This is a genomic window from Vibrio sp. SCSIO 43137, assembly GCF_028201475.1.
Taxonomy (GTDB): domain Bacteria; phylum Pseudomonadota; class Gammaproteobacteria; order Enterobacterales; family Vibrionaceae; genus Vibrio.
In genome coordinates this window covers 1,087,645-1,107,901 of the sequence record NZ_CP116383.1, presented here as the reverse complement: position 1 = coordinate 1,107,901, position 20,257 = coordinate 1,087,645, and the positions used below count along the sequence as shown (strand labels likewise).

Sequence of the window (20,257 nt, the reverse complement as noted above, 5' to 3'; positions counted from 1 at the left end):
ATGTCAGGCAGGTTTCCATGATTCTTACGCAACTGCTAAAGAAAGCCGAGGCCTTTGACAAGCAGTTTGGTAAATCAGAGTCAGCCAGATTTGATCGCACGCTATTTAAATGCAGCAGTAAACGCCTTACACCCTGCGTAAGGGAGAGCCAGTCCCTTTTTCAGGAAATCGACTCTTTACTAAAACAACAATCAACCACTACGGCTAAAATTGAATTTCTGAGTGAGCGTCTGGTTAATCAGTTAGAAGCGATTCAACGCGAACTGGCCACGCACCAGATAAGAGAGTTTGAACTATCTTCAAACAACATAGAGTCTATCGATTTACAGCAACTGTACAGAGATTTAGAACAACATATCGAATGGGAAAGACGGCTTAAACAGATAGTTGCCTCTAAAGAGCAAGCCTTTCAGGGCTCACCTGAACAATTTAAGCATCAAGCCAGAAAATCATTGGTTGTTACTGAGCAGCGCCTTTCCCGCTGTCAGAAAGCCAAATTGGCCATTGAAGCACAGATTACACAAAAAGAAGGTTATACCAATGACTAAACAGACCTCGTCATCAAGCTCTTCATTAGAGAACGCACCAGAACAAGTGCAACTTGCTGTTGACCTAATCTATCTGCTGGAATCCAATGAAATTCAGCCTCAGGTAGCTATTGAGGCGATAGAGATAGTCAGGCAAGACTTATTGAGAAAACTGAAACAAGAAAGCTAGAACGTAAGTAAATCTCTCCTTTCTTAACGCCTTTTGCCAATAAGCTGTTTGCGGTGTTTTGGGTATTCAGTTCCCGGCGATAGCCAGATCGCCAACAAGGCATTATTCAAAGACTGATCTGTGATTTCACCTAATTTTTCCGGATTATGGCTAACAGAAAAGTAATGAAACTCTCCGGTTGTTCCGTTCGTTATATACACCAGCTTTTCCCCTGTTTTTACATCTGGAAGAATGTTCTCCAGTCTGCTAAGCCAGTGTTGTGGAAACTGATAGCCGAGTTTTAACCACTGCTGCTTTGTAGCATCAATAATATCCTCGCTGGAAATATCTCTCTGATAAACGATTGACAGTGCAAGAGGCTGAGGAGTTAGTTGCTCCGTATCAAGATAGATTCCGCTGGGAGTCTTTAATTCTGACTGAAAAATCTTAAGAAATAGCCAGCTCAGGCTCGACTGTCCTACGGTAGGCCAACTCTGCCAGCGTGCGTTATCCTGCCAGTTGGTACCGCTGGCCCACGCAAAAGAACTTAATTGTAATAGTAGAGCCATCGACAATATCCGTTTCATAACTCCCCCTGACAGTGCTGGAATTTTAACCACAGCAGAGTTACAGCAAGTTTTATACCCGGATTATCACTGCTTTATAATTACTAACTTTTTCAATTAACTAGACTTAAATACCAATATAACAACAAGCGAAAACGCTCCTTAAGCGGCAATAATTTGCAGTAGTGCGGACAGAAAAAAGCCGGAATAATCCGGCTTAGTTAAATCAGGTCTGGTCCCGAAAATAGCTTAGCTATTTCTTAACGCATCGATACGTTTATCAAGCGGAGGATGGCTCATAAGCAATTGCATCATGGTAGATTTACCGTTGATACCGAAGGCCATCATAGAACCTTCCAGCTGAGGTTCATGACTCACTTTAAGACGTTCAAGAGCTGCAATCATTTTATGCTTACCTACCAGACTTGCCGCACCGGCATCAGCGTAATACTCACGACGACGGCTGTACCACATGGTGATAAAACTGGCTAAGAAGCCAAGCACCAACTCTAAGAAGATGGATACAGCGAAGTAAACCATAAAGTTGCTGCCGCCCCCCTCTTCTTCATCATTTGAAGAGACGATCTGAGCAACAAAACGCGACAGGAAGATAACAAAGGTGTTCACTACCCCCTGCATTAGCGTCATGGTTACCATATCACCATTTGAGATATGGCTGACTTCGTGGGCAAGAACCGCTTCTGCTTCATCTCTGGTCATATTATTCAGCAGGCCGGTGGATACTGCCACCAGTGAATCATTACGCTTAGCGCCTGTTGCAAAAGCGTTGATATCCGCTGCATCATAAATAGCTACCGTAGGCATACCGATACCAGCTTGTTGTGCTTGTCTGGAAACGGTTTCCAGCAGCCAGTGCTCAGTCTCATTTCTCGGGCTCTCAATTACCTGTCCGCCTACAGAGCGCAGTGCCATCTTTTTCGATAACAGCAATGAGATAAAAGAGCCGCCAAAACCAAATAGTGCCGCCATTACCAGCAGGGCATTCAGACTACCCGGCTGCATACCTGTTGTGGCATAAACAATGTTGAGGACAATACTTAATACAAATACCACCGCCAGGTTGGTGGCCAAAAACAGCATTACGCGTTTCATGTTACTCTCCAGTTGAGACTTACTCGTTCATTATAGTTTTATATCGTAACAGCGTTTGCCGTACGAGGTGTTATAACCAATACATATAGTCTATTATTTTGATTACAAGGTTAAGGCGGAAAATGTTCGTTTATTCTTGGTTATCAGTGAGGAAATTTCGAATATAGACCAAGGTCGTATTGATACAAGCGACAATAAACTTTACATTCCGCCTTAGTAATAAGTCATGATGATTTAAAATCACCAATTAAAGGAATAAAACATGGTTGAAAGCAACAACTATCAAATGGCAATCGATCTGTTGTGCTGTCATCTGGGAATCTCTGAGGAAGAAGCCAAAGAGCAGTTGGGGATAAGTGAAAATCAAAAGATTCAGCAGCAAATAGCCAACGCCCAGCAGTCAATGATTAGCTATACATCAGACAAATAAACCAGACATAAAAAAGAGGGTTGCATATGCAACCCTCTTTTACTTTCAGATTTATTAGCCATTTAATATCGGCGTAATATCCATAAACTTACCAATATCACGCTTCTTAACACTAGGGACATAAGGTATCTCGCCCAGTTTTGGTGCCGGTATTTTCTCTTCCAGCATCTTAATAATATCGGCGTAGTTCTCTGTACCCGGATTGATGCGGTTCGCAGCCCAGCCGATGATTTCCAGACCATCATTCTGAATCGCTTCAACAGATAACATGGCATGACTTAAACAGCCAAGCTTGATACCTACAACCAGTACCACCGGCATTTTCTCTTGTTTTACCCAGGTTGAGAGGCAGTCACTATCAGAGACAGGAACACGCCAGCCACCAGCACCTTCAACCAAAACAACATCAGCACTTTGTTTGTGCTGTGTCAGCTTATCACTCAGTACAGAGTATTTAATCTCAATATTTTCCTGCTTAGCAGCAATATGAGGAGAGGTAGGGCTGTAGAGTGCGTACGGGTTTACCTCTTCATATGCAACATCATTTGTCGCCGCCTCTTGTAAGTGCAAAGCGTCTGAATTACGCAGCCCCTGCTCAGTTTCCTTACAGCCGGCAGCAACAGGCTTATAACCAACAGTAGATAAACCGTGTGCAGCAAGTGCCTGTAGAATAGCTTTCGAAACAACGGTTTTGCCTACTTCTGTATCTGTACCGGCAACAAAAAAAGTATCAATCATAGATTAATTTTCCCAAGACATACCTGATAACTTGCAGGCAGTAAATTGTCACTGTTCTTAAACCTCTGGTACTCAGTTTCTACCCGTTCAAGGATACTTTTCTTGGTTAACCCCTGCGAACGCTCGCCTACATGAGTGGCTCCAATGCCTTTTAAATCCCTCATCAACTGAAAAGCGGAGGAGTACCAGAGTCGGATTGAGCGTAAGTCTAGTTGATGGTCATAAGATTCTGATTGCGCTAACGCAACTTTTATCTGGTTAATTGTTAAAAAATTGTTTACGTGTTGATATGAATCAATTTTCGCCCACGCCTGCTTCAGTTCGTGCAGTGAACCATCAGCCAGTGTCGAAAAATAGACCGCTCCGCCCTGCTTTGTCACCCTCTGCAACTCTTTTAGTGGAACGGACAGATCCCGGCACCATTGCAGGGCGAGGCTGGAGAAAACCATATCGAAGCTATTGTCGTCGAAAGGCAGAGCTTCGGCATCGGCAATCTGATAGACAGAAACCTTCTCTGAGCAGCGCTCTTTAGCTTGCTGCAACATTTTTTCTGACAAATCAGCAGAGGTCACTATAGCGCCTTTATTAGCCAATAGTTCAGAGAAATATCCGGTGCCGCAGCCAATATCCAGAACCTTCAGGCCATCAAGCTGTTCCGGCATCAGTTCGATAAGCTGATGACCTACATCTCTCTGAAACTGAGCATGAGCATCGTATTTGTGTGCTGCTCTGCTAAAGGCATCTGCAATGGCTAGTTTTCTGCTTGCTTCCGGACTACAACTTATTGTCTGCATTTTAATTATTTACTTATCCTGAAATCTGATAATACTTTCTGCCAGCTCAGTCACTTGCTGAGGCGCATGGTTACTGGTCAATGTGATTCTTATCCGGCAACTAGCGGCAGGTACAGTAGGCGGCCTTATTGGTGTAACCCAGAAGCCCTGCTCTCTCAGCTGTTCAGCAAGCCCCATGGCCTTCTCAACCGTTCCGCAAATAAAAGGCTTAATCGGAGTATCGGTGTTTATATAACCTTCACAGTCAGCCAGAGCGTTATGATAGATATCTTGCAGCTCAGTCAGCTTGTCTCTTCTCCACTGCTGAGTTTGCAGCATAGCAGCCGCCTTAGATAAAGCGTGAGCCTGCGCAGGCGGCATAGCGGTAGAGTAGACATGGTGACGTGCAAACTGGGTCAGATAGTCGCCAGTATTTTGATCACAAAGGACAGCAGCACCCGACAGGCCAAATGCCTTACCGAAAGTCACGATCAAAAGCTCAGGTTTGTGCGAGGTTAAACAGATACTTCCTTCTCCACGCTGACCCAGAACGCCTATACCGTGGGCATCATCCAGCATCATCCAACTGGCACTGTTTCTGCACAGACGTGAGATCTCAGCAACAGGCGCCTGATCACCATCCATACTAAACACCCCTTCGGTCACAACCAGAGCCGGGCTTTCCGTCAATAGCGATTCAAGATGCTTACTATCGTTATGCCGGAACCGTTTCATCTTAGCAGGCGAGAGCATGCCTGCTTCCATCAGAGAAGCGTGATTCAATTTATCCTGCAGTAACAGATCCTGTTTTTCCAAAACAGTAAATAGCACTGCCTGATTAGCGCTAAAACCGGAACCGAATAGTACCGCTCTCTCATAACCAAGCCAGCTACACAGATCACGTTCCAGTTGCCTATGAGCAGTAGAAAATCCGGTTACCATTGGCGATGCCGCAGCACCACTTCCGTATAGCTCAATGCCCTTTATCCATGCTTCTGCCAGCTCCTTAGAAGCGGCTAAGCCCAGATAATCATTACTGGAGAAATTAATGAAATTTTTGTCACCAACGGAGAATTCCGGCTTATTGGCTCCTGCCATAGGCTGAAGCCGTCGCTCCAGCCCCGCCAGCTTTCTTTTTTCAATGGCATCAGCGATACGCTGATTAAACACTGGCTTCATAGAAGAGGTCATCTTTGCCCGGACGCGCTGCTACTCTTTCCACTACTTGATCAAGCAGTTCATTCTCCTGAATCTGATCCGGCTTCTGACTAACCTGCTCGCTGTTAATACCCAGCTTTTTAAATAGCTGCATATCAGAGTCTTCATCAGGGTTTGGTGTGGTCAGCAGTTTACAGCCATAAAAAATAGAGTTGGCACCAGCCATAAAGCAGAGTGTCTGCATCTGTTCATTCATATTTTCACGACCGGCAGACAGACGTACTGCAGATTCCGGCATCATAATTCTTGCCACCGCAATAAGTTTAACAAAGTCAAACGGGTCAACATCATCCACCTGTTCCAGTGGCGTGCCTTTCACTTTTACCAGCATATTAATTGGCACACTTTCAGGGTGTACAGGAAGATTGGCAAGCTCGACAAACAAACCGGCTCTGTCATTAACGCTCTCGCCCATACCAATAATACCGCCGGAGCAGATCTTCATACCGGCATCACGAACATGAGATAAGGTATCCAGTCTGTCTTGATAAGTTCTGGTAGTAATTATGTTGCCGTAAAATTCCGGAGAGGTATCCAGATTGTGGTTGTAGTAATCAAGACCCGCTTGTGCAAGTTCACCAGCCTGATCAGGAGTGAGCATACCCAGCGTCATGCAGGTTTCCAGCCCCATTCCTTTTACACCTTTAATCATATCCAGCAGATAAGGCATATCCCGTTCTTTAGGGTTTTTCCATGCTGCACCCATGCAGAATCTGGTAGAGCCGGAATTTTTGGCTTTCTCCGCCGCATCAAGCACCCGCTCTACTTCCATCAGTCTTTCGCGATCTACGTCGGTTCTGTAATGGGCGCTCTGAGGACAGTACTTACAATCTTCCGGACAGGCACCTGTCTTAATTGATAGCAGAGTACTGACCTGCACATAGTTGTGTTGCTGGAACTGACGATGTACTTGCTGAGCCTCAAACATCAGATCCATAAAGGGTTTATCCAGTAATTGCTGAACTTCAGCGACTGTCCAGTTATGACGAACTTCCACGTGTCTACCTTTTTTGGATTTATAATTCTTGGCTAGTCTACCCTGAACGGATAGACTGTCAACTAAACTAAATAATTTAAAGTTTACAATTGATTACATTTTAATCACAAGGTTCTCATGGATTTAGAATTTGATCGTCAGCATATCTGGCACCCTTATACCTCTACAATAAACCCTCTTACCTGCTATCCGGTTAGTCACGCCAGCGGTAGCAGCATTTATCTGCAAAGCGGAGAGGAGTTAATCGACGGCATGTCTTCATGGTGGTCAGCCATCCATGGTTACAATCACCCCCTGTTGAATGAGGCGGCAAAGGCGCAGTTAGATAAGATGTCCCATGTAATGTTTGGCGGATTAACTCACGAGCCGGCAATAGAGCTGTGTAAAAAACTGCTGCACCTTGCTCCTGATAACCTTGAACATGTTTTTCTGGCGGATTCAGGTTCAGTGGCCGTTGAAGTGAGCCTTAAAATGGCGCTTCAGTACTGGCATGCCAAAGGGGAAAAACGCTCTAAATTCCTCACCCTCAGACACGGCTATCACGGCGATACATTTGCAGCCATGTCGGTTACAGACCCTGACAACTCAATGCACAGCTTATATAAAGGCTTTCTTCCTGAGCATATCTTCGCCGATTCACCTTCAACCGGTTTTCATCAGCAGTGGGATGAATCAGATATTGAAGACTTCAGGCAACAGCTTTTAAACAACCATCAAGATATCGCGGCGGTGATACTTGAACCTATTGTTCAGGGCGCGGGTGGTATGCGCATCTATCATCCTGAGTTTCTGAAACAAGTCAGGGCGCTGTGTGATAAATATAATACCTTATTGATTCTGGATGAGATTGCTACCGGCTTTGGCAGAACGGGCAAGATGTTTGCCTGTCAGCATGCCGGTGTTCAGCCGGATATCTTATGCGTAGGTAAAGCCTTGACTGGTGGTTATATGACTCTTTCAGCCACCCTTGCCACTAAACAGGTTGCCGATACCGTCTGCTCCGGTGAAGCAGGCTGCTTTATGCATGGCCCGACATTTATGGGCAACCCTCTCGCCTGTGCAGTGGCGACAGCCAGCCTGACTATTATTGAACAGGGGGAGTGGAAAAAGCAGACAACACAAATCGAAAGCCTGTTTGCCCGTGAACTGCCCTCTCTCACAAAGTTTAGTCAGGTTAAAGATGTCCGCTGGCTTGGCGCTATCGGAGTCGTAGAAACACACAACCCGGTAAATATGGAGTATATTCAGGCTCAGTTTATCCGTCAGGGCGTATGGATAAGACCGTTTGGTAGGCTGATTTATATTATGCCGCCGTATATAAGTTCAGAAGCTAATATCAAACAGTTAATCGAAGCGATAAGATCAACGCTGGCCGATAGCCGTTGTTTTCAGCCTTAAACAGTAAAAGGGAGCTTCAGGTGCATTTTTCAGAAAAAATATGTCCCATATGCCAACGGAAGAATCAATGTGAAGCCTCTTCCGGCTGTTGGTGTTCCAGACAAAAAGTACCTGAGCAGCTAATTAACCTGTTAGCAAAAGAGCAGCGCGGTAAATCCTGTATCTGCCAACAGTGTGTTAATGCTTATCATAATGATCCCAAAGGCTTTATTGACAGACATGCAAATAAAGCCATCTGATTTTCAATCTGATTTAGCAAAGTATCAGCCATAAGCTATAATTATTATTACCACTGATATGAACTGACACAGAGAGTTTCATCCGAATGATGGCTAGTCAGAGCCTGTATTGAGGTTTTTGGCCTGTGGTTGGTTTATCGGCGGGAAGGTTCCAATGGCGTCATAGTTATGTAGCAATAACATGAAGTCCGGGAAGGGCAGTAACAAAATGGCTTTTCCTGTCTATACATTGAATGAACATACTTCAGTGAGATTTAGGTTGGAAACCCACGATAGCCCCGTTCGGGGCTATCGTACTTTTGGGCTTATATTCTTTTTTATCCGTTTAAACCGGACAGTTAAACTGAGCAAAAAAATAGCCGCTTATTCAGCGGCTATTTTAAGTCTTACTACAAGAGCTTACCCGATATGGGTTAGTCCGTTCATATACTTCTGCAGTACCTGAGGGATCTCAATACGGCCATCAGCCTGCTGGTTATTCTCAAGAATAGCAACCATTGTACGGCCAACTGCCAGACCTGAACCATTAAGTGTATGAACCAGCTCAGGTTTTTTCTCACCCTTACGACGGAAACGAGCCTGCATACGGCGCGCCTGGAAATCCCACATATTTGAGCAAGAAGAGATTTCACGATAAGTCTCTTGCGCAGGAACCCAGACTTCAAGGTCATAAGTTTTGCGTGCGCCAAAGCCCATATCACCAGTACACAGAACCACTTTACGGTAAGGAAGTTCCAGAAGCTGAAGTACTTTTTCAGCATGGCCGGTCAGCTCTTCAAGAGCGTCCATTGAATCTTCAGGTTTAGTGATCTGAACCAGCTCAACTTTATCAAACTGGTGCATACGGATAAGACCACGGGTATCACGACCGTATGAACCTGCTTCAGAACGGAAACATGGTGTGTGAGCGGTCATCTTCAGAGGCAGATCGGCTTCGTCACTGATAGTGTTGCGAACCATGTTAGTGACCGGAACCTCAGCCGTAGGGATCAGACACATGCCCTGACCTTCTTCAGTAGCAGGCTTAGTGTGGAACAGATCTTCACCGAACTTAGGAAGCTGACCCGTGCCGTACAGGCTGTCATGGTTTACCAGATACGGAACATACATCTCTGTGTAGCCATGCTCTTCTGTATGCAGATCCAGCATAAACTGTGCAATGGCACGGTGCAGTCTGGCAAACTGGCCTTTCATCACGATAAAGCGTGAACCTGAAATCTTAACGGCGCTGGCAAAGTCCAGTCCGTCACCCATTTCACCCAGATCAACATGATCCTTCAATTCAAAGTCATACTGCTTAGGTTCGCCCCAGCGGGAAACTTCAACGTTCTCGTCTTCATCTTTACCAGTCGGTACAGAGTCATCAGGCAGGTTAGGAACTGATAGAGTAATCTCTTCCAGTTGCTGTTGCAGCTCAGCCAGTGCTTTCTTCGCTTCATCCAGCTCACCACCAAGGCTGCCAACTTCAGCCAGAATTCGCTCTGCTTCTTCATGGTCACCCTTGGCTTTTGCCTGACCGATGGACTTCGAACGGGAATTACGTAGCGCCTGTAGCTCTTCTGTTTTTACCTGAAGGGACTTACGTTGCTCTTCAAGTTCACGAATTTTTTCTACGTCCAGGACGAATCCCCGACGGGCTAGTTTTTCAGCTGTTTCATCCAGCTCAGTTCGAAGTAATTTAGAATCCAGCATTGCTAATCCTATGCTTTTTAAGTTGTGAGAATACGTATTAACATCATTTAATACGTTATAGAGAATTTAACCGAGTAAAGATATCCAAAAAGCACTACTTTTCATAGCGTTTTTGTGTGCTTTTTGCATCTAATGTGGCCAGATAATCCAACTTTTCGCTGATCTTAGTCTCCAGGCCGCGATTTGTCGGATAATAGTAGCGGGTATCGGCCATTTCAGGCGGTAAGTAACGCTCACCGGCGGCATAAGCGCCCGGCTCATCGTGGGCATAGCGGTACTCTTCACCGTAGCCCATCTCCTTCATCAATTTAGTCGGTGCATTACGCAGATGATGAGGGACTTCATACTCGGGCTGATTATAAGCATCAGAGAGTGCTTGTTTCCAGGCCGTATAAACGGCATTACTTTTCGGTGCACAAGCCAGATAAACCACTGCCTGAGCGATAGCCCGCTCACCTTCAGCAGGCCCGATACGGGTAAAACAGTCCCATGCGGAAATCGCCACCTGCATTGCCCTCGGGTCAGCATTACCAATATCTTCAGAGGCAATGGCCAGCAGGCGGCGTGCAATATACAGGGGATCACAACCAGCAGCAATCATACGGGCAGACCAGTAGAGCGCGGCATCCGGATTCGAGCCACGGATCGATTTATGCACAGCGGAGATTAAGTCGTACCAGATATCACCTTTATTGTCGAAGCGGGATACTTTCTCTCCGGCCACTTCAGCCAGCAGAGGCAGAGTAATCTGTTTAGTACCTGATTCTGACTCATCTGCCATGTCGTACAGTAGTTCAAGGTAGTTAAGAGACATTCTGGCATCACCGTTTACCAGTTCAGCCAGCCTCTCAAGCACATTGTCAGAAAAGTCAGCTTTTAGTTCACCTAAGCCTCTTTTCTCATCATTAACGGCTTGATCCAGAACCTGCAGAATATCGTTTTTATCAAGAGAGGTCAGCTTATACACCCTTGCCCGGGAAAGCAGTGCGTTGTTCAGTTCGAAGGACGGATTTTCTGTTGTAGCACCAATAAAGGTGACCGTACCGTCTTCAATATGCGGCAGAAATGCATCCTGCTGACTCTTATTAAAACGGTGTACCTCATCGACAAACAGTATGGTTCTGCGGCCGGTCAGCTTGTTTTCCCGTGCTTTTTCGATGGCAGCGCGGATATCTTTTACACCCGAAGTGACGGCAGAGACCCTTTCCACCTCGGCATTAACATAGTTGGCTGCGACTTCTGCCAGAGTTGTTTTACCTGTACCGGGAGGCCCCCAGAGGATCATGGAATGGATTTGCCCGGCTTCCAGCGCCTTTCGCAGGGGTTTACCTTCGCCCAGTATATGCCTCTGACCTATGTACTGTTCAACAGTCATAGGCCTCATACGGGCCGCTAACGGGCGAAAATCTTCATCCCCGGCAAAATCTAAACTGTAATTGCTCAAACTGACGCCTTAACCTGATATTTAATTTCTCTGATCGTCTACTTCTACTCCCTGTGGAATAGCAAAAGTAAATCTCTCACTGGCCGGGCCTTCAGTCTGATAATTACTGAACTGAAACTGCCCCTGCTGACCATCCTGCTCTACCACAGTAAAACCGTGAATAACGCCTTTGGCATCGATATCTATCTTAAACTGACCCTGATTTGAGTCGATGGCTGTAGGTGTAAGGGTAAACTCATCACCCGTCTGAGCGATCAAGTAGTTATCCCAGTCACTGGCGCGGTTACGGGTTAACAGTACAAAAGGCGTTTGAGCTGTTGCCTGCTCCTGCCGGTAAATGCTCACCTGCTCAATAAACGGGCTATAGTACCAGAGAGTCTCACCGTCGGAAACTAAAACCGTTTCATCGGGCATGGTTGTGGTCCAGCGGAAAAGGCTTGGTCTGGCAATTTCAACACTGCCCTCTCCCTGCATGATTACTTCATTTTCCGGACTGACTACCTTCTGGGTAAATTCAGCGCTGAACCCTTTGGTCAGAGCCAGACGTTCATTGAGCACATCTTTCGGTGCTGCAAACAGAGTACTGCTCATCAGAGCAAGTAGAAAAATACTTTTATTCATTAATAAACTCAATTGTTGAATCGGGCATTGTTGAAACCGGGCATTGTTGAAACCGGGCATTGATGCATCTGATCAAACTGGACTTGTCTGATGCAAAGTATCTAACTAATTCAGACGGTAGATAAGTTAAAAGGTTCCGGCAGACAGACGTTAGCCATTTACCGGAACCTGCAATTACTCTTTTATCGGTGGTGGTGCCAGCACTTCACGGTTACCGTTATGCCCCGGGGCACTGACAATACCTTGTGCTTCCAGTTGTTCCACGATTCGCGCTGCACGGTTATATCCGATCTTAAACTTACGCTGAACACCAGAAACCGAACCGCGTCTGGTCTCGGTAACATGGGCAACCACCTGATCAAACAGTGGATCCATATCTTCATCGGCTTCCATGGACTCACCCGGAAGCAAGGTATCCGGAGACTGATCGCCACTGGTTATCTCTTCAATATAGTTCGGCTTACCACGTGCCTTCCAGTCATTAACCACGGAATGCACATCATCATCAGAAGCAAAAGCACCGTGAACCCTGATAGTGTGACTGGAGCCCGGCGGAAGATAGAGCATATCACCCATACCCAGCAGCGACTCAGCACCGCCCTGATCCAGAATGGTTCTGGAATCTGTCTTAGTTGAAACCGTAAAGGCAACACGGGTCGGGATATTGGCTTTAATCAGGCCGGTAATGACATCCACCGATGGTCTCTGAGTAGCAAGAATTAAGTGGATCCCTGCGGCACGCGCCTTCTGAGCCAAGCGGGCGATCAGTTCTTCAACTTTTTTACCCACCACCATCATCAGGTCAGCAAATTCATCTACCACGACAACAATATAAGGCAGTTTTTCCAGCAACGGCGGCTCGGCGTCCATACTGTCACCCGGTTGCCAGAGTGGATCATGGATAGGATGGCCGGCATCGGCTGCCATCTTAAGCTTTTCATTAAAACCTTTAACGTTACGAACCCCGAGAGCCGACATAAGTTTATATCTGCGCTCCATCTCCCCGACACACCAACGCAGTGCATTGGAAGCGTCTTTCATATCCGTTACCACTTCAGATAACAGATGCGGAATACCTTCGTAAATGGAAAGCTCCAGCATTTTAGGGTCGATCATAATAAAGCGGACATCTTCTGGTGTTGATTTATACAACATACTCAGAATCATGACGTTCACCCCGACCGACTTACCGGAGCCTGTGGTACCTGCCACCAGCACATGAGGCATCTTCGCCAGATCTGCAACAACCGCTTCGCCAGCGATATCCTGCCCCAGAACTACTGTGGTCGGTGAATTGGCCTGTATAAACTGCTCGCTGCTGACAACATCAGAGAGGTAAACCGTCTGTCTGCTCATATTTGGCAGTTCAAGACCAACATAAGGTTTACCCGGTATCACCTCTACCACACGTACTGCCATGGCAGAGAGTGAACGGGCTAAATCCATTGACAGGCTGGAGATACGGCTAACCTTAACACCCGGCGCTAAGTCCAGCTCAAAACGGGTAATCACCGGGCCGGGGAAAATATCTACCACTCTGGCGCTGATCTTATAATCGGCCAGTTTGGCCTCCACCAATCGGGCAATCTCTTCCAGCGCCTCACGGTCGATATGATTTTCTCGTTTCTCAGGATGATATAGCAGCTCCAAAGTCGGCATAGGTGAGGTAGGAACCGGTAAATCCTGCTCTTTCTTTATCAGGAACGGGTTTTCAGCCCCGGCCATATTGCTCTGCGCTTCCTGTACCATTTCCTGAAATGCAGTAACATCAGGATCTTGATCGCTTTCTGCTACAGCAACGGACTCTGGTGCGGTTTGCGGTTCAACATAAGCTTCCCCTTCAGGGCTTAACTCTTCGTGACTAACCTGATTATCGGTATCTAAGGCAGTCTGCTTATCAGAGCCATTATCCTGCTGTTCTAAAGTTACGCTATCAATATCACCAAGCTGCATATACGGCTCAGGCGAGATTGACTGGTCTTGTTCATCTTGTAGTCCGGTTAGCCGTTCTTGGCTCTGTGCTATGCGGCCGGAAGCCATATCGTCAGCACTGGCGGCCTGCTGCTCCAGCTCCTCTATGGTGGAAGAAAGCTGGCTTGTTCTGTCTGGTATATCAGTTTCTTCCGTCTCTGTCACACTATCTGCCGAACTGGCTGACACTGGCTGGCTCTGCTGAGGAGTATGAATGTTATAGCGGGAAGAAGCTGGCTGTTGTTTTTGCTCTTCTGTAGAGACGACTGGCAACGCTTCGTCATCAACAAGATCCGATGCGGATTCCGGTACAGCAAGGTTGGCCTGAAGTTTTTCCGCCGGCGTACCACGGACAGCGTTAACCAGCCAGGCTGCCAATGACAATGCACCGTTACCCAGCCATTCAACCACAGATAGCCATGAAATACCGGTTAATAAAGTTAAGCCGGCACACCAGAGGAACAGAAACACCAGTGTACTGCCAAGTACATTCAGCGACGGAAGAGCAAGGCTGGTGAGCACATCACCAATGACCCCTCCGGATGAGAAATACCATATGTCGTCAAAATTGATATCCGCCAGACCACAGCTGGTTAATATCACCACGGTCAGCCCGAGCAGGCGCGATCCCCACAGAACCAAATCGACGGCGTCATCTTCACTTCTTTTCTTAAACAGTGCCCATGTCATTACGCCGGCAATAACAGGAATGGAGAATGCCAGTGTTCCGAAAGTAAAAAACAGCGAATCTGCAAACAGAGCCCCTACCGTTCCGGCGGCATTTTTAACCTCACCACCCCACGAGGTCTGAGACCAAGAAGGATCAGCAGGATTAAAGCTGTACAGAGAGACCGCCAGAAAAATAGCGGTCAGCACACCAAGAATGAAGCAGCATTCCCTCAGGCGCTGAACGCCGTTCAGACGGGGCTTTTCATCCGGAGTACCGGTTTTGATGATGGTTTCTACTTTATTTTTGTTCTCTTTGAACATAAGAAATTCTGACATTATATAAACAGTCCGAGCGGCTAAAGCCGCTCGGTTTATAGTGAGATTTAATCACATCTGCTGCAAAAACCCAATGCAAAGAGAGCCTTAATTGAATACCTCTCTCAGGCTCAGGCACTAAGTCTTGACTTTCGTCGTCAATTATCGGGTTTTGATAACCAGATGGTTTGACTGCTTAACTTCTTCCATAACCACATAGGTACGTGTGTCGTTTACGCCGGGCAATCTGAGTAGAGTATCACCAAGAAGTTTTCGATACGCCCCCATATCCGATACACGAGTCTTCAGAAGATAGTCAAAATCACCAGAAACAAGATGACACTCCTGAATGTCGTCCAGCTTCTGAACCGCCTGATTAAACTGCTCAAATACATCCGGAGCACCACGGTTCAGAGTAATCTCTACAAATACCAACAGAGAAGCATCTAAGTACTGCGGGTTAAGCAGTGCTGTATAACCATTAATGTACCCCTGACGCTCTAAACGTCGAACCCTCTCCAAGCAAGGCGTAGGCGAAAGCCCTACTCGCTTAGACAGTTCAACATTAGAAATACGTCCGTCTTTCTGCAGCTCGTTTAAAATATTTCGATCTATGCGATCAAGTTCCTTGGACGGTTTTTTATAGTTGTCTGCCATTTTTTATTCCACCTTATTACTTCCTTGCAAAAAAATATACTACAACTTCTTAATATTCAGTATCAAATTTTAACATTTAGTCTATATACTAGAGTTATATTCGATAAAAATCCCTACACACTAGTCAATACAACCAATTATATTAAAGGAGTCAGGATGATCATTGGCGTACCAAAAGAAATCAAGAACCACGAATACCGCGTGGGCATGATACCAGCAAGTGTCAGAGAGCTCATCTCTCATGGTCACCAGGTCTATGTTGAAACAAATGCCGGTTCAGGCATTGGCTTCTCAGACGATGACTACCTTGCTGCAGGCGCATCCATTCTTCCTACTGCTGCCGACGTTTTCAGCAAAGCAGAGATGATTGTTAAGGTTAAAGAACCTCAAGCTGTCGAGCGTGCTATGTTACGCGAGGGGCAAATATTGTTCACCTATTTACATCTCGCACCAGATTTTCCACAGACCGAAGAGCTTATCAAGAGTAAAGCTGTCTGTATAGCATATGAGACTGTAACAGATTATATGGGTCATCTTCCACTATTAGCACCAATGTCTGAAGTTGCTGGCCGAATGTCTATTCAAGCAGGTGCACAAACTCTAGAGAAATCTCATGGTGGTCAGGGTCTGCTACTTGGCGGTGTACCGGGCGTTGAACCGGCAAAAGTTGTGGTTATCGGCGGCGGTGTTGTTGGTTCTAACGCAGCGAGAATGGCGGTTGGCCTGAGAGCTGATGTGACTATTCTTGACAGAAATATCGATACTCTGCGCTCACTGGACGAAGAGTTCCAGGGCCGTGCTAAAGTGGTTTACTCAACTAAAGATGCTCTTGATAAACATGTACTGGAAGCGGATCTGGTTATCGGTGCAGTACTGATTCCGGGGGCAGCAGCACCTAAACTGGTTACTAAAGAACATATTGCTAAGATGAAACCGGGCGCGGCAGTAGTGGATGTAGCTATCGATCAGGGCGGTTGTTTTGAAACTTCTCACGCCACGACTCACGCAGAACCAACTTATATTGTTGACGACGTTGTTCACTACTGCGTGGCTAATATGCCGGGTGCAGTTGCAAGAACATCAACTTACGCGCTGAACAACGCTACCCTGCCATACATTATTAAACTGGCTAACCAAGGCTACAGAGACGCACTTCTTGCTGATGAAGGCTTCCTTTCCGGTCTGAATGTTATTCACGGTAAAGTAACCTGCAAAGAGGTGGCTGAAAGCTTCGATCTGGAATACATCGAGCCTGAAAAAGCGATCGAAATGTTTAACTAATTCTGTTTAACAGGTTAGCAAAGGGCTGAATTTTCAGCCCTTTTTTATTGTTTGCAGCCATGAATAAGAATATTTCTTGGTGTTACCGCCCTCGGGCAGAACTCACCTATCTGTACCTGATACCCCTGTTGCTGCAAAAACAGCCCTTTATCCAGTGCCAGCCAGACCTCCAGCGGACGGCGAAACAACTGCTGAATCAGACTCAGGCGCTCCATAAACCAGAATCGCTCAAGCCCTTTTTCTTCCCAATAATCAAAATTAATCTCGTCAGGCAACCCGAATTGCTTCTGTTGCGCAGCCCATCGGCAAAGATAAACAAAACCATTAGACAGTTCTGACTTTTTGATACTTGGAATAGGCATATAACCTTCATGGTTCAGCTCTTCAGTTAGCATACTATCCAGCCCTAGCCTGAACACCATCTCCTGCTGACGGTGCCTGATAACCCGCTCTCCGCCGGTAACAGTCTCCTGTAAAGGTATTCTCAAAGCTTGTCTGGAGAGTTTCAGAGAGGAACTCTTTGCCGCCTCTGATAAAGGCAGATAATGAGAGTTTTCAGTAAGGTGATAACAACATGGCGAAATCGTAACAGCCCGGTTACCCGCTTCAGCTGCATTTTGAAGCAATTTTACATGTAGGTCGCCACAGGCATGCAGGGCAACAGCATGCTGCTGCGGATTAAACACAGCTCTGGCACTGTCACTCAATGCATCACCCTGTACAAAATGCATCTTCAGCTTGTTTTTATCTGCATCTGCCTGCCCGGACTGACAGAGACTCTCCTGCCACTCGAAACTTGTGACAGCTTGTTGCGACTGACTTGTCAGAATCCGCCCCAGATAGCCTTTTCCGGAGCACCACTCCAGCCATTCACTTCCTTTATGATTGGACAGGGCAAATGCGCCCATCGCTTGAATCTGAGATAGCTTTCTGCCGGGAATACCAGACGTCATACCGGCTGTTATGGTCAGTTCAAAGTGAGTAAGCGGCTCTATCTGACATAGGCTAAGCAGTTCAGTTGCATCAGGAAATACCGTCTGAATCGCTGTACTGAGTTTTTCATTATCACTTTTGTAAGCCTGAATCTGTTCTACAGACAGCCCTTTCAGCCATTGATACAGGGCACTATATTCTTGCTGCCATACGACATCAGGTTCTCTGCTTAAATGAAAAGGTTCCGCCATCCAGAGTGACGAATAACGATTCAGCAACTGATCAAGCCGCCAAAAATGGTTCAACATAATTACCCCCTACAACCTGCAGCGATTGTAGGGGGTATAAAAGAAGTTTTAAAGCGCTGAATTACCGGGTAGGAAGTACAATGTCCTTAAACATCTCTTCTATTTCAGCGTTGTTTCTTAAAGAGATAGCCTGTTCAACAACCGGGCGGGTAAGATGGGGAGCAAAGCGCTCCATAAAATCGAACATATAGCTACGCAGGAAAGTACCTCTTCTGAAACCGATACTAGTAGTGCTTGAACCAAAGATATGGCTGGCATCAATCACGACTAAATCCGAATCCTGCTGCTGGTCTACGGCCATGCTGGCAATAACACCGACGCCGATCCCCATACGGACATAGGTTTTAATCACATCGGCATCCGTGGCAGTAAACACAATTCTTGGTGTTAAACCTGCATCGTTAAAGGCGGTATCCAGTTCCGAGCGTCCGGTAAATCCGAATACGTAAGTCACTAATGGATATGAGGCTAAGTCTTCAATAGTCAGATGTTGCTTTTGCGCCAGCGGGTGATCTTTCATCACTACAATAGAACGGTTCCAGTGATAGCAAGGCAACATGATAGCGTCCTGATACAGATGCAGCGCTTCTGTGGCAATAGCGAAGTTTGCCGTTCCTTTAGCCACCGCTTCAGACATCTGAGTAGGTGTTCCCTGATGCATATGCAGGGAGACCTTAGGGAAACGTTCAGTAAAAGATTTAATCACCTCAGGAAGGGCGTAGCGGGCTTGCGTATGGGTTGTCGAGATATTCAGCGTCCCCATCTCAGGATGAGTATGCTCGGCAGCCACCGACTTAACCCCTTCTACCCGTGAAAGGATTTCCCGGGCAATGCGGATGATTTCCTCGCCGGCACCGGTCACCTGAGTAAGATGCTTACCACTACGTTCGAAAATCTGAATACCAAGCTCATCTTCCAACAGACGAACCTGCTTACTGATCCCCGGCTGAGAGGTGTATAAACTCTCGGCAGTCGCCGATACGTTCAGATTATGATTAACCACTTCAACAATGTACTTCAACTGCTGTAATTTCATCTTACTACCTGTAATCCTTCACCTGGAGGGACATTATCCGTAAATCACTGGGTAAAATTTATGGCTTCTCTGTAACAAATGAGAGCCGTGCCAGAGAAGTTACTATATATAATTAAACGTTATATTTAACAACTATAAGCAATAGTTATAACGCCTTATGGTAAAAAATGATAGTGAAAAGCGACTTCTCTCGGTATTTATTGAGAGAGTTGATCAACCTGATGCAGAGTAAAAGTTATATTTTTGTAAGCAACAGCTCATAATTTATCTCTGTGCATATTTTTTCTACAATATTAGAATCACATATAAGACAATAACTGTAGTCAGCTTTTAGAATCGTGTATGCTTAGCAGTAGCTTAGTTAATCTCAAGACAGAAAAAGATATATGAATATTGGTTTAATTATTGTTCTCGTTGCCGTACTACTGGTTCTCGTTATCGGATATAACGTGATGCTCCAGTATAATACAAAGCTTGAGATGTCGAGAAGACAGGAATCTTCCAGATATATAGCTATTATCGATGCTACCGAAGACCTGATTGGTAATGCCCACCATCTGCCATATAGTCAGGATCTATTGATCTGTCTGAACCAGAGAATTTTAGACTCTCTGGAAAGCATGCAGGAGCTGGATCCCAAGAGTAAACAACTTGCTCAACGTATTGAGAATATGAAAGCTCAAATTGCTCAGTTAAGAGAAAACTATTCCGGTGGCGAAAGCACAACCTTTAAGGTACCAAGCAGCGATAAGCAGGCCATTGTTATGCTTAAGCTGGTGAAGCGCCTGCGTGATACTATCCGCAGCGAACACAATAAAGGCCGCTTTAATACTCAGGCTTATGTGGCAGAAAATGCCCGTCTGGAAACTATTCAGATCCGGATTAATATAGAAAACGTTATTAAGCGAACCAAAGATGCTATGGTTCGTGGCCAGACAGGAACCGCCAGACAGTTGCTTAAGAAAGGTATCGACGCCTTAACTCCGAAAAATGATAGCTACTCAAATCAGGCACGTGAGAAGCTACAAATGATGCTGAGTGAACTTGAGTCTAATTCGAAGAGTAAAAGTGCTGAAGATCTGCTGGCTCAGGAAGAGAAAGAGCGCGACAGCGATATGGAAGCGCTATTTGGTGAAAAGAAAAAATGGTAGCCTGACTTACT

20 protein-coding genes are annotated in these 20,257 nt (G+C 46.0%); 7 read left to right on the top strand and 13 right to left on the bottom strand.

Going from position 1 to position 20,257, the window contains the following annotated elements; translation table 11 throughout:
- The first annotated feature begins 17 nt into the window (after positions 1 to 17).
- Positions 18 to 548: a primosomal replication protein gene (locus PK654_RS05290; protein ID WP_271698152.1), complete on the top strand. Its 531-nt coding sequence runs from the start codon at positions 18 to 20 to the stop codon at positions 546 to 548.
- Positions 541 to 717 (top strand): pleiotropic regulatory protein RsmS, encoded by a 177-nt coding sequence (rsmS, locus tag PK654_RS05285; protein ID WP_271698151.1) that lies wholly within the window; start codon positions 541 to 543, stop codon positions 715 to 717. The genes PK654_RS05290 and rsmS overlap by 8 nt, the downstream gene beginning before the upstream one ends.
- 23 nt (positions 718 to 740) lie before the next feature.
- On the opposite strand, the gene PK654_RS05280 is transcribed toward rsmS, so the two are convergent.
- Both PK654_RS05280 and htpX read right to left on the bottom strand, forming a co-directional pair.
- Positions 741 to 1,265 carry a hypothetical protein gene (locus PK654_RS05280; protein WP_271698150.1) on the bottom strand — a complete coding sequence of 175 codons (525 nt, stop codon included), beginning with the start codon at positions 1,263 to 1,265 and terminating at the stop codon, positions 741 to 743.
- A gap of 246 nt (positions 1,266 to 1,511) precedes the next feature.
- On the bottom strand, positions 1,512 to 2,375 hold the full coding sequence (gene htpX / locus PK654_RS05275) for a protease HtpX (protein WP_271698149.1): 864 nt from the start codon (positions 2,373 to 2,375) through the stop codon (positions 1,512 to 1,514).
- 262 nt (positions 2,376 to 2,637) lie between these two features.
- Between htpX and PK654_RS05270 the strand changes: the two genes are divergently transcribed.
- Positions 2,638 to 2,805, top strand: coding sequence for a hypothetical protein (locus PK654_RS05270; RefSeq protein ID WP_271698148.1), 168 nt, complete (start codon positions 2,638 to 2,640; stop codon positions 2,803 to 2,805).
- Between the two features lie 54 nt (positions 2,806 to 2,859).
- Here the strand turns inward: PK654_RS05270 and bioD are convergent, their stop codons facing one another.
- From bioD to bioB, 4 genes are read right to left on the bottom strand one after another with little or no spacing between them, the layout of a single operon-like run.
- On the bottom strand, positions 2,860 to 3,543 hold the full coding sequence (gene bioD, locus PK654_RS05265) for a dethiobiotin synthase (RefSeq protein ID WP_271698147.1): 684 nt from the start codon (positions 3,541 to 3,543) through the stop codon (positions 2,860 to 2,862).
- Positions 3,540 to 4,337 (bottom strand): malonyl-ACP O-methyltransferase BioC, encoded by a 798-nt coding sequence (gene bioC, locus PK654_RS05260; protein ID WP_271698146.1) that lies wholly within the window; start codon positions 4,335 to 4,337, stop codon positions 3,540 to 3,542. The genes bioD and bioC overlap by 4 nt, the downstream gene beginning before the upstream one ends.
- A gap of 9 nt (positions 4,338 to 4,346) precedes the next feature.
- Positions 4,347 to 5,495 carry an 8-amino-7-oxononanoate synthase gene (locus PK654_RS05255; RefSeq protein ID WP_271698145.1) on the bottom strand — a complete coding sequence of 383 codons (1,149 nt, stop codon included), beginning with the start codon at positions 5,493 to 5,495 and terminating at the stop codon, positions 4,347 to 4,349.
- The gene (gene bioB / locus PK654_RS05250; protein WP_271698144.1) at positions 5,479 to 6,531 is read right to left on the bottom strand and encodes a biotin synthase BioB; all 1,053 of its coding nucleotides are present in this window, start codon (positions 6,529 to 6,531) and stop codon (positions 5,479 to 5,481) included. Before bioB ends, PK654_RS05255 begins: the two co-directional genes overlap by 17 nt.
- 117 nt (positions 6,532 to 6,648) lie before the next feature.
- On the opposite strand from bioB, the gene bioA reads away from it, so the two are divergent.
- The gene (gene bioA / locus PK654_RS05245; protein WP_271698143.1) at positions 6,649 to 7,929 is read left to right on the top strand and encodes an adenosylmethionine--8-amino-7-oxononanoate transaminase; all 1,281 of its coding nucleotides are present in this window, start codon (positions 6,649 to 6,651) and stop codon (positions 7,927 to 7,929) included.
- A 20-nt stretch (positions 7,930 to 7,949) separates the two neighbouring features.
- The gene (locus PK654_RS22995) at positions 7,950 to 8,168 is read left to right on the top strand and encodes a cysteine-rich CWC family protein (protein ID WP_443088725.1); all 219 of its coding nucleotides are present in this window, start codon (positions 7,950 to 7,952) and stop codon (positions 8,166 to 8,168) included.
- Positions 8,169 to 8,567: 399 nt separating this feature from the next.
- Here the strand turns inward: PK654_RS22995 and serS are convergent, their stop codons facing one another.
- The 5 genes from serS to lrp all read right to left on the bottom strand — a co-directional run bounded on the left by serS (position 8,568) and on the right by lrp (position 15,537).
- Positions 8,568 to 9,860 (bottom strand): serine--tRNA ligase, encoded by a 1,293-nt coding sequence (serS, locus tag PK654_RS05240; protein ID WP_271698142.1) that lies wholly within the window; start codon positions 9,858 to 9,860, stop codon positions 8,568 to 8,570.
- A gap of 94 nt (positions 9,861 to 9,954) precedes the next feature.
- Entirely contained in the window at positions 9,955 to 11,304 is a 1,350-nt protein-coding gene (locus PK654_RS05235; RefSeq protein ID WP_271698141.1) for a replication-associated recombination protein A, read from the bottom strand.
- Between the two features lie 21 nt (positions 11,305 to 11,325).
- Positions 11,326 to 11,925, bottom strand: coding sequence for an outer membrane lipoprotein chaperone LolA (lolA, locus tag PK654_RS05230; protein WP_271698140.1), 600 nt, complete (start codon positions 11,923 to 11,925; stop codon positions 11,326 to 11,328).
- A gap of 174 nt (positions 11,926 to 12,099) precedes the next feature.
- Entirely contained in the window at positions 12,100 to 14,886 is a 2,787-nt protein-coding gene (locus PK654_RS05225; RefSeq protein ID WP_271698807.1) for a DNA translocase FtsK, read from the bottom strand.
- Positions 14,887 to 15,042: 156 nt separating this feature from the next.
- A complete protein-coding gene (lrp, locus tag PK654_RS05220; protein WP_271698139.1) occupies positions 15,043 to 15,537 on the bottom strand; it encodes a leucine-responsive transcriptional regulator Lrp in 495 nt (164 codons plus the stop codon).
- A 156-nt stretch (positions 15,538 to 15,693) separates the two neighbouring features.
- Between lrp and ald the strand changes: the two genes are divergently transcribed.
- Positions 15,694 to 16,818 carry an alanine dehydrogenase gene (gene ald / locus PK654_RS05215; protein ID WP_271698138.1) on the top strand — a complete coding sequence of 375 codons (1,125 nt, stop codon included), beginning with the start codon at positions 15,694 to 15,696 and terminating at the stop codon, positions 16,816 to 16,818.
- Between the two features lie 44 nt (positions 16,819 to 16,862).
- Here the strand turns inward: ald and PK654_RS05210 are convergent, their stop codons facing one another.
- Together PK654_RS05210 and cysB are read right to left on the bottom strand one after the other, a co-directional pair.
- Positions 16,863 to 18,059, bottom strand: a complete 1,197-nt coding sequence (locus PK654_RS05210) for a methyltransferase (protein WP_271698137.1) — start codon at positions 18,057 to 18,059, stop codon at positions 16,863 to 16,865.
- A gap of 61 nt (positions 18,060 to 18,120) precedes the next feature.
- Positions 18,121 to 19,095, bottom strand: coding sequence for an HTH-type transcriptional regulator CysB (cysB, locus tag PK654_RS05205; protein ID WP_271698136.1), 975 nt, complete (start codon positions 19,093 to 19,095; stop codon positions 18,121 to 18,123).
- A 386-nt stretch (positions 19,096 to 19,481) separates the two neighbouring features.
- Between cysB and PK654_RS05200 the strand changes: the two genes are divergently transcribed.
- The gene (locus PK654_RS05200) at positions 19,482 to 20,246 is read left to right on the top strand and encodes a DNA repair protein (protein ID WP_271698135.1); all 765 of its coding nucleotides are present in this window, start codon (positions 19,482 to 19,484) and stop codon (positions 20,244 to 20,246) included.
- Positions 20,247 to 20,257 lie beyond the last annotated feature (11 nt).

Excerpts from the sequence above, each read along its gene's own strand:
- PK654_RS05290 (WP_271698152.1), top strand. The coding sequence starts at position 18 with ATGATTCTTACGCAACTGCTAAAGAAAGCCGAGGCCTTTGACAAGCAG.
- rsmS (WP_271698151.1), top strand. The coding sequence starts at position 541 with ATGACTAAACAGACCTCGTCATCAAGCTCTTCATTAGAGAACGCACCA.
- PK654_RS05280 (WP_271698150.1), bottom strand. The coding sequence starts at position 1,265 with ATGGCTCTACTATTACAATTAAGTTCTTTTGCGTGGGCCAGCGGTACC.
- htpX (WP_271698149.1), bottom strand. The coding sequence starts at position 2,375 with ATGAAACGCGTAATGCTGTTTTTGGCCACCAACCTGGCGGTGGTATTT.
- PK654_RS05270 (WP_271698148.1), top strand. The coding sequence starts at position 2,638 with ATGGTTGAAAGCAACAACTATCAAATGGCAATCGATCTGTTGTGCTGT.
- bioD (WP_271698147.1), bottom strand. The coding sequence starts at position 3,543 with ATGATTGATACTTTTTTTGTTGCCGGTACAGATACAGAAGTAGGCAAA.
- bioC (WP_271698146.1), bottom strand. The coding sequence starts at position 4,337 with ATGCAGACAATAAGTTGTAGTCCGGAAGCAAGCAGAAAACTAGCCATT.
- PK654_RS05255 (WP_271698145.1), bottom strand. The coding sequence starts at position 5,495 with ATGAAGCCAGTGTTTAATCAGCGTATCGCTGATGCCATTGAAAAAAGA.
- bioA (WP_271698143.1), top strand. The coding sequence starts at position 6,649 with ATGGATTTAGAATTTGATCGTCAGCATATCTGGCACCCTTATACCTCT.
- serS (WP_271698142.1), bottom strand. The coding sequence starts at position 9,860 with ATGCTGGATTCTAAATTACTTCGAACTGAGCTGGATGAAACAGCTGAA.
- lolA (WP_271698140.1), bottom strand. The coding sequence starts at position 11,925 with ATGAATAAAAGTATTTTTCTACTTGCTCTGATGAGCAGTACTCTGTTT.
- PK654_RS05225 (WP_271698807.1), bottom strand. The coding sequence starts at position 14,886 with ATGTTCAAAGAGAACAAAAATAAAGTAGAAACCATCATCAAAACCGGT.
- lrp (WP_271698139.1), bottom strand. The coding sequence starts at position 15,537 with ATGGCAGACAACTATAAAAAACCGTCCAAGGAACTTGATCGCATAGAT.
- ald (WP_271698138.1), top strand. The coding sequence starts at position 15,694 with ATGATCATTGGCGTACCAAAAGAAATCAAGAACCACGAATACCGCGTG.
- PK654_RS05210 (WP_271698137.1), bottom strand. The coding sequence starts at position 18,059 with ATGTTGAACCATTTTTGGCGGCTTGATCAGTTGCTGAATCGTTATTCG.
- cysB (WP_271698136.1), bottom strand. The coding sequence starts at position 19,095 with ATGAAATTACAGCAGTTGAAGTACATTGTTGAAGTGGTTAATCATAAT.
- PK654_RS05200 (WP_271698135.1), top strand. The coding sequence starts at position 19,482 with ATGAATATTGGTTTAATTATTGTTCTCGTTGCCGTACTACTGGTTCTC.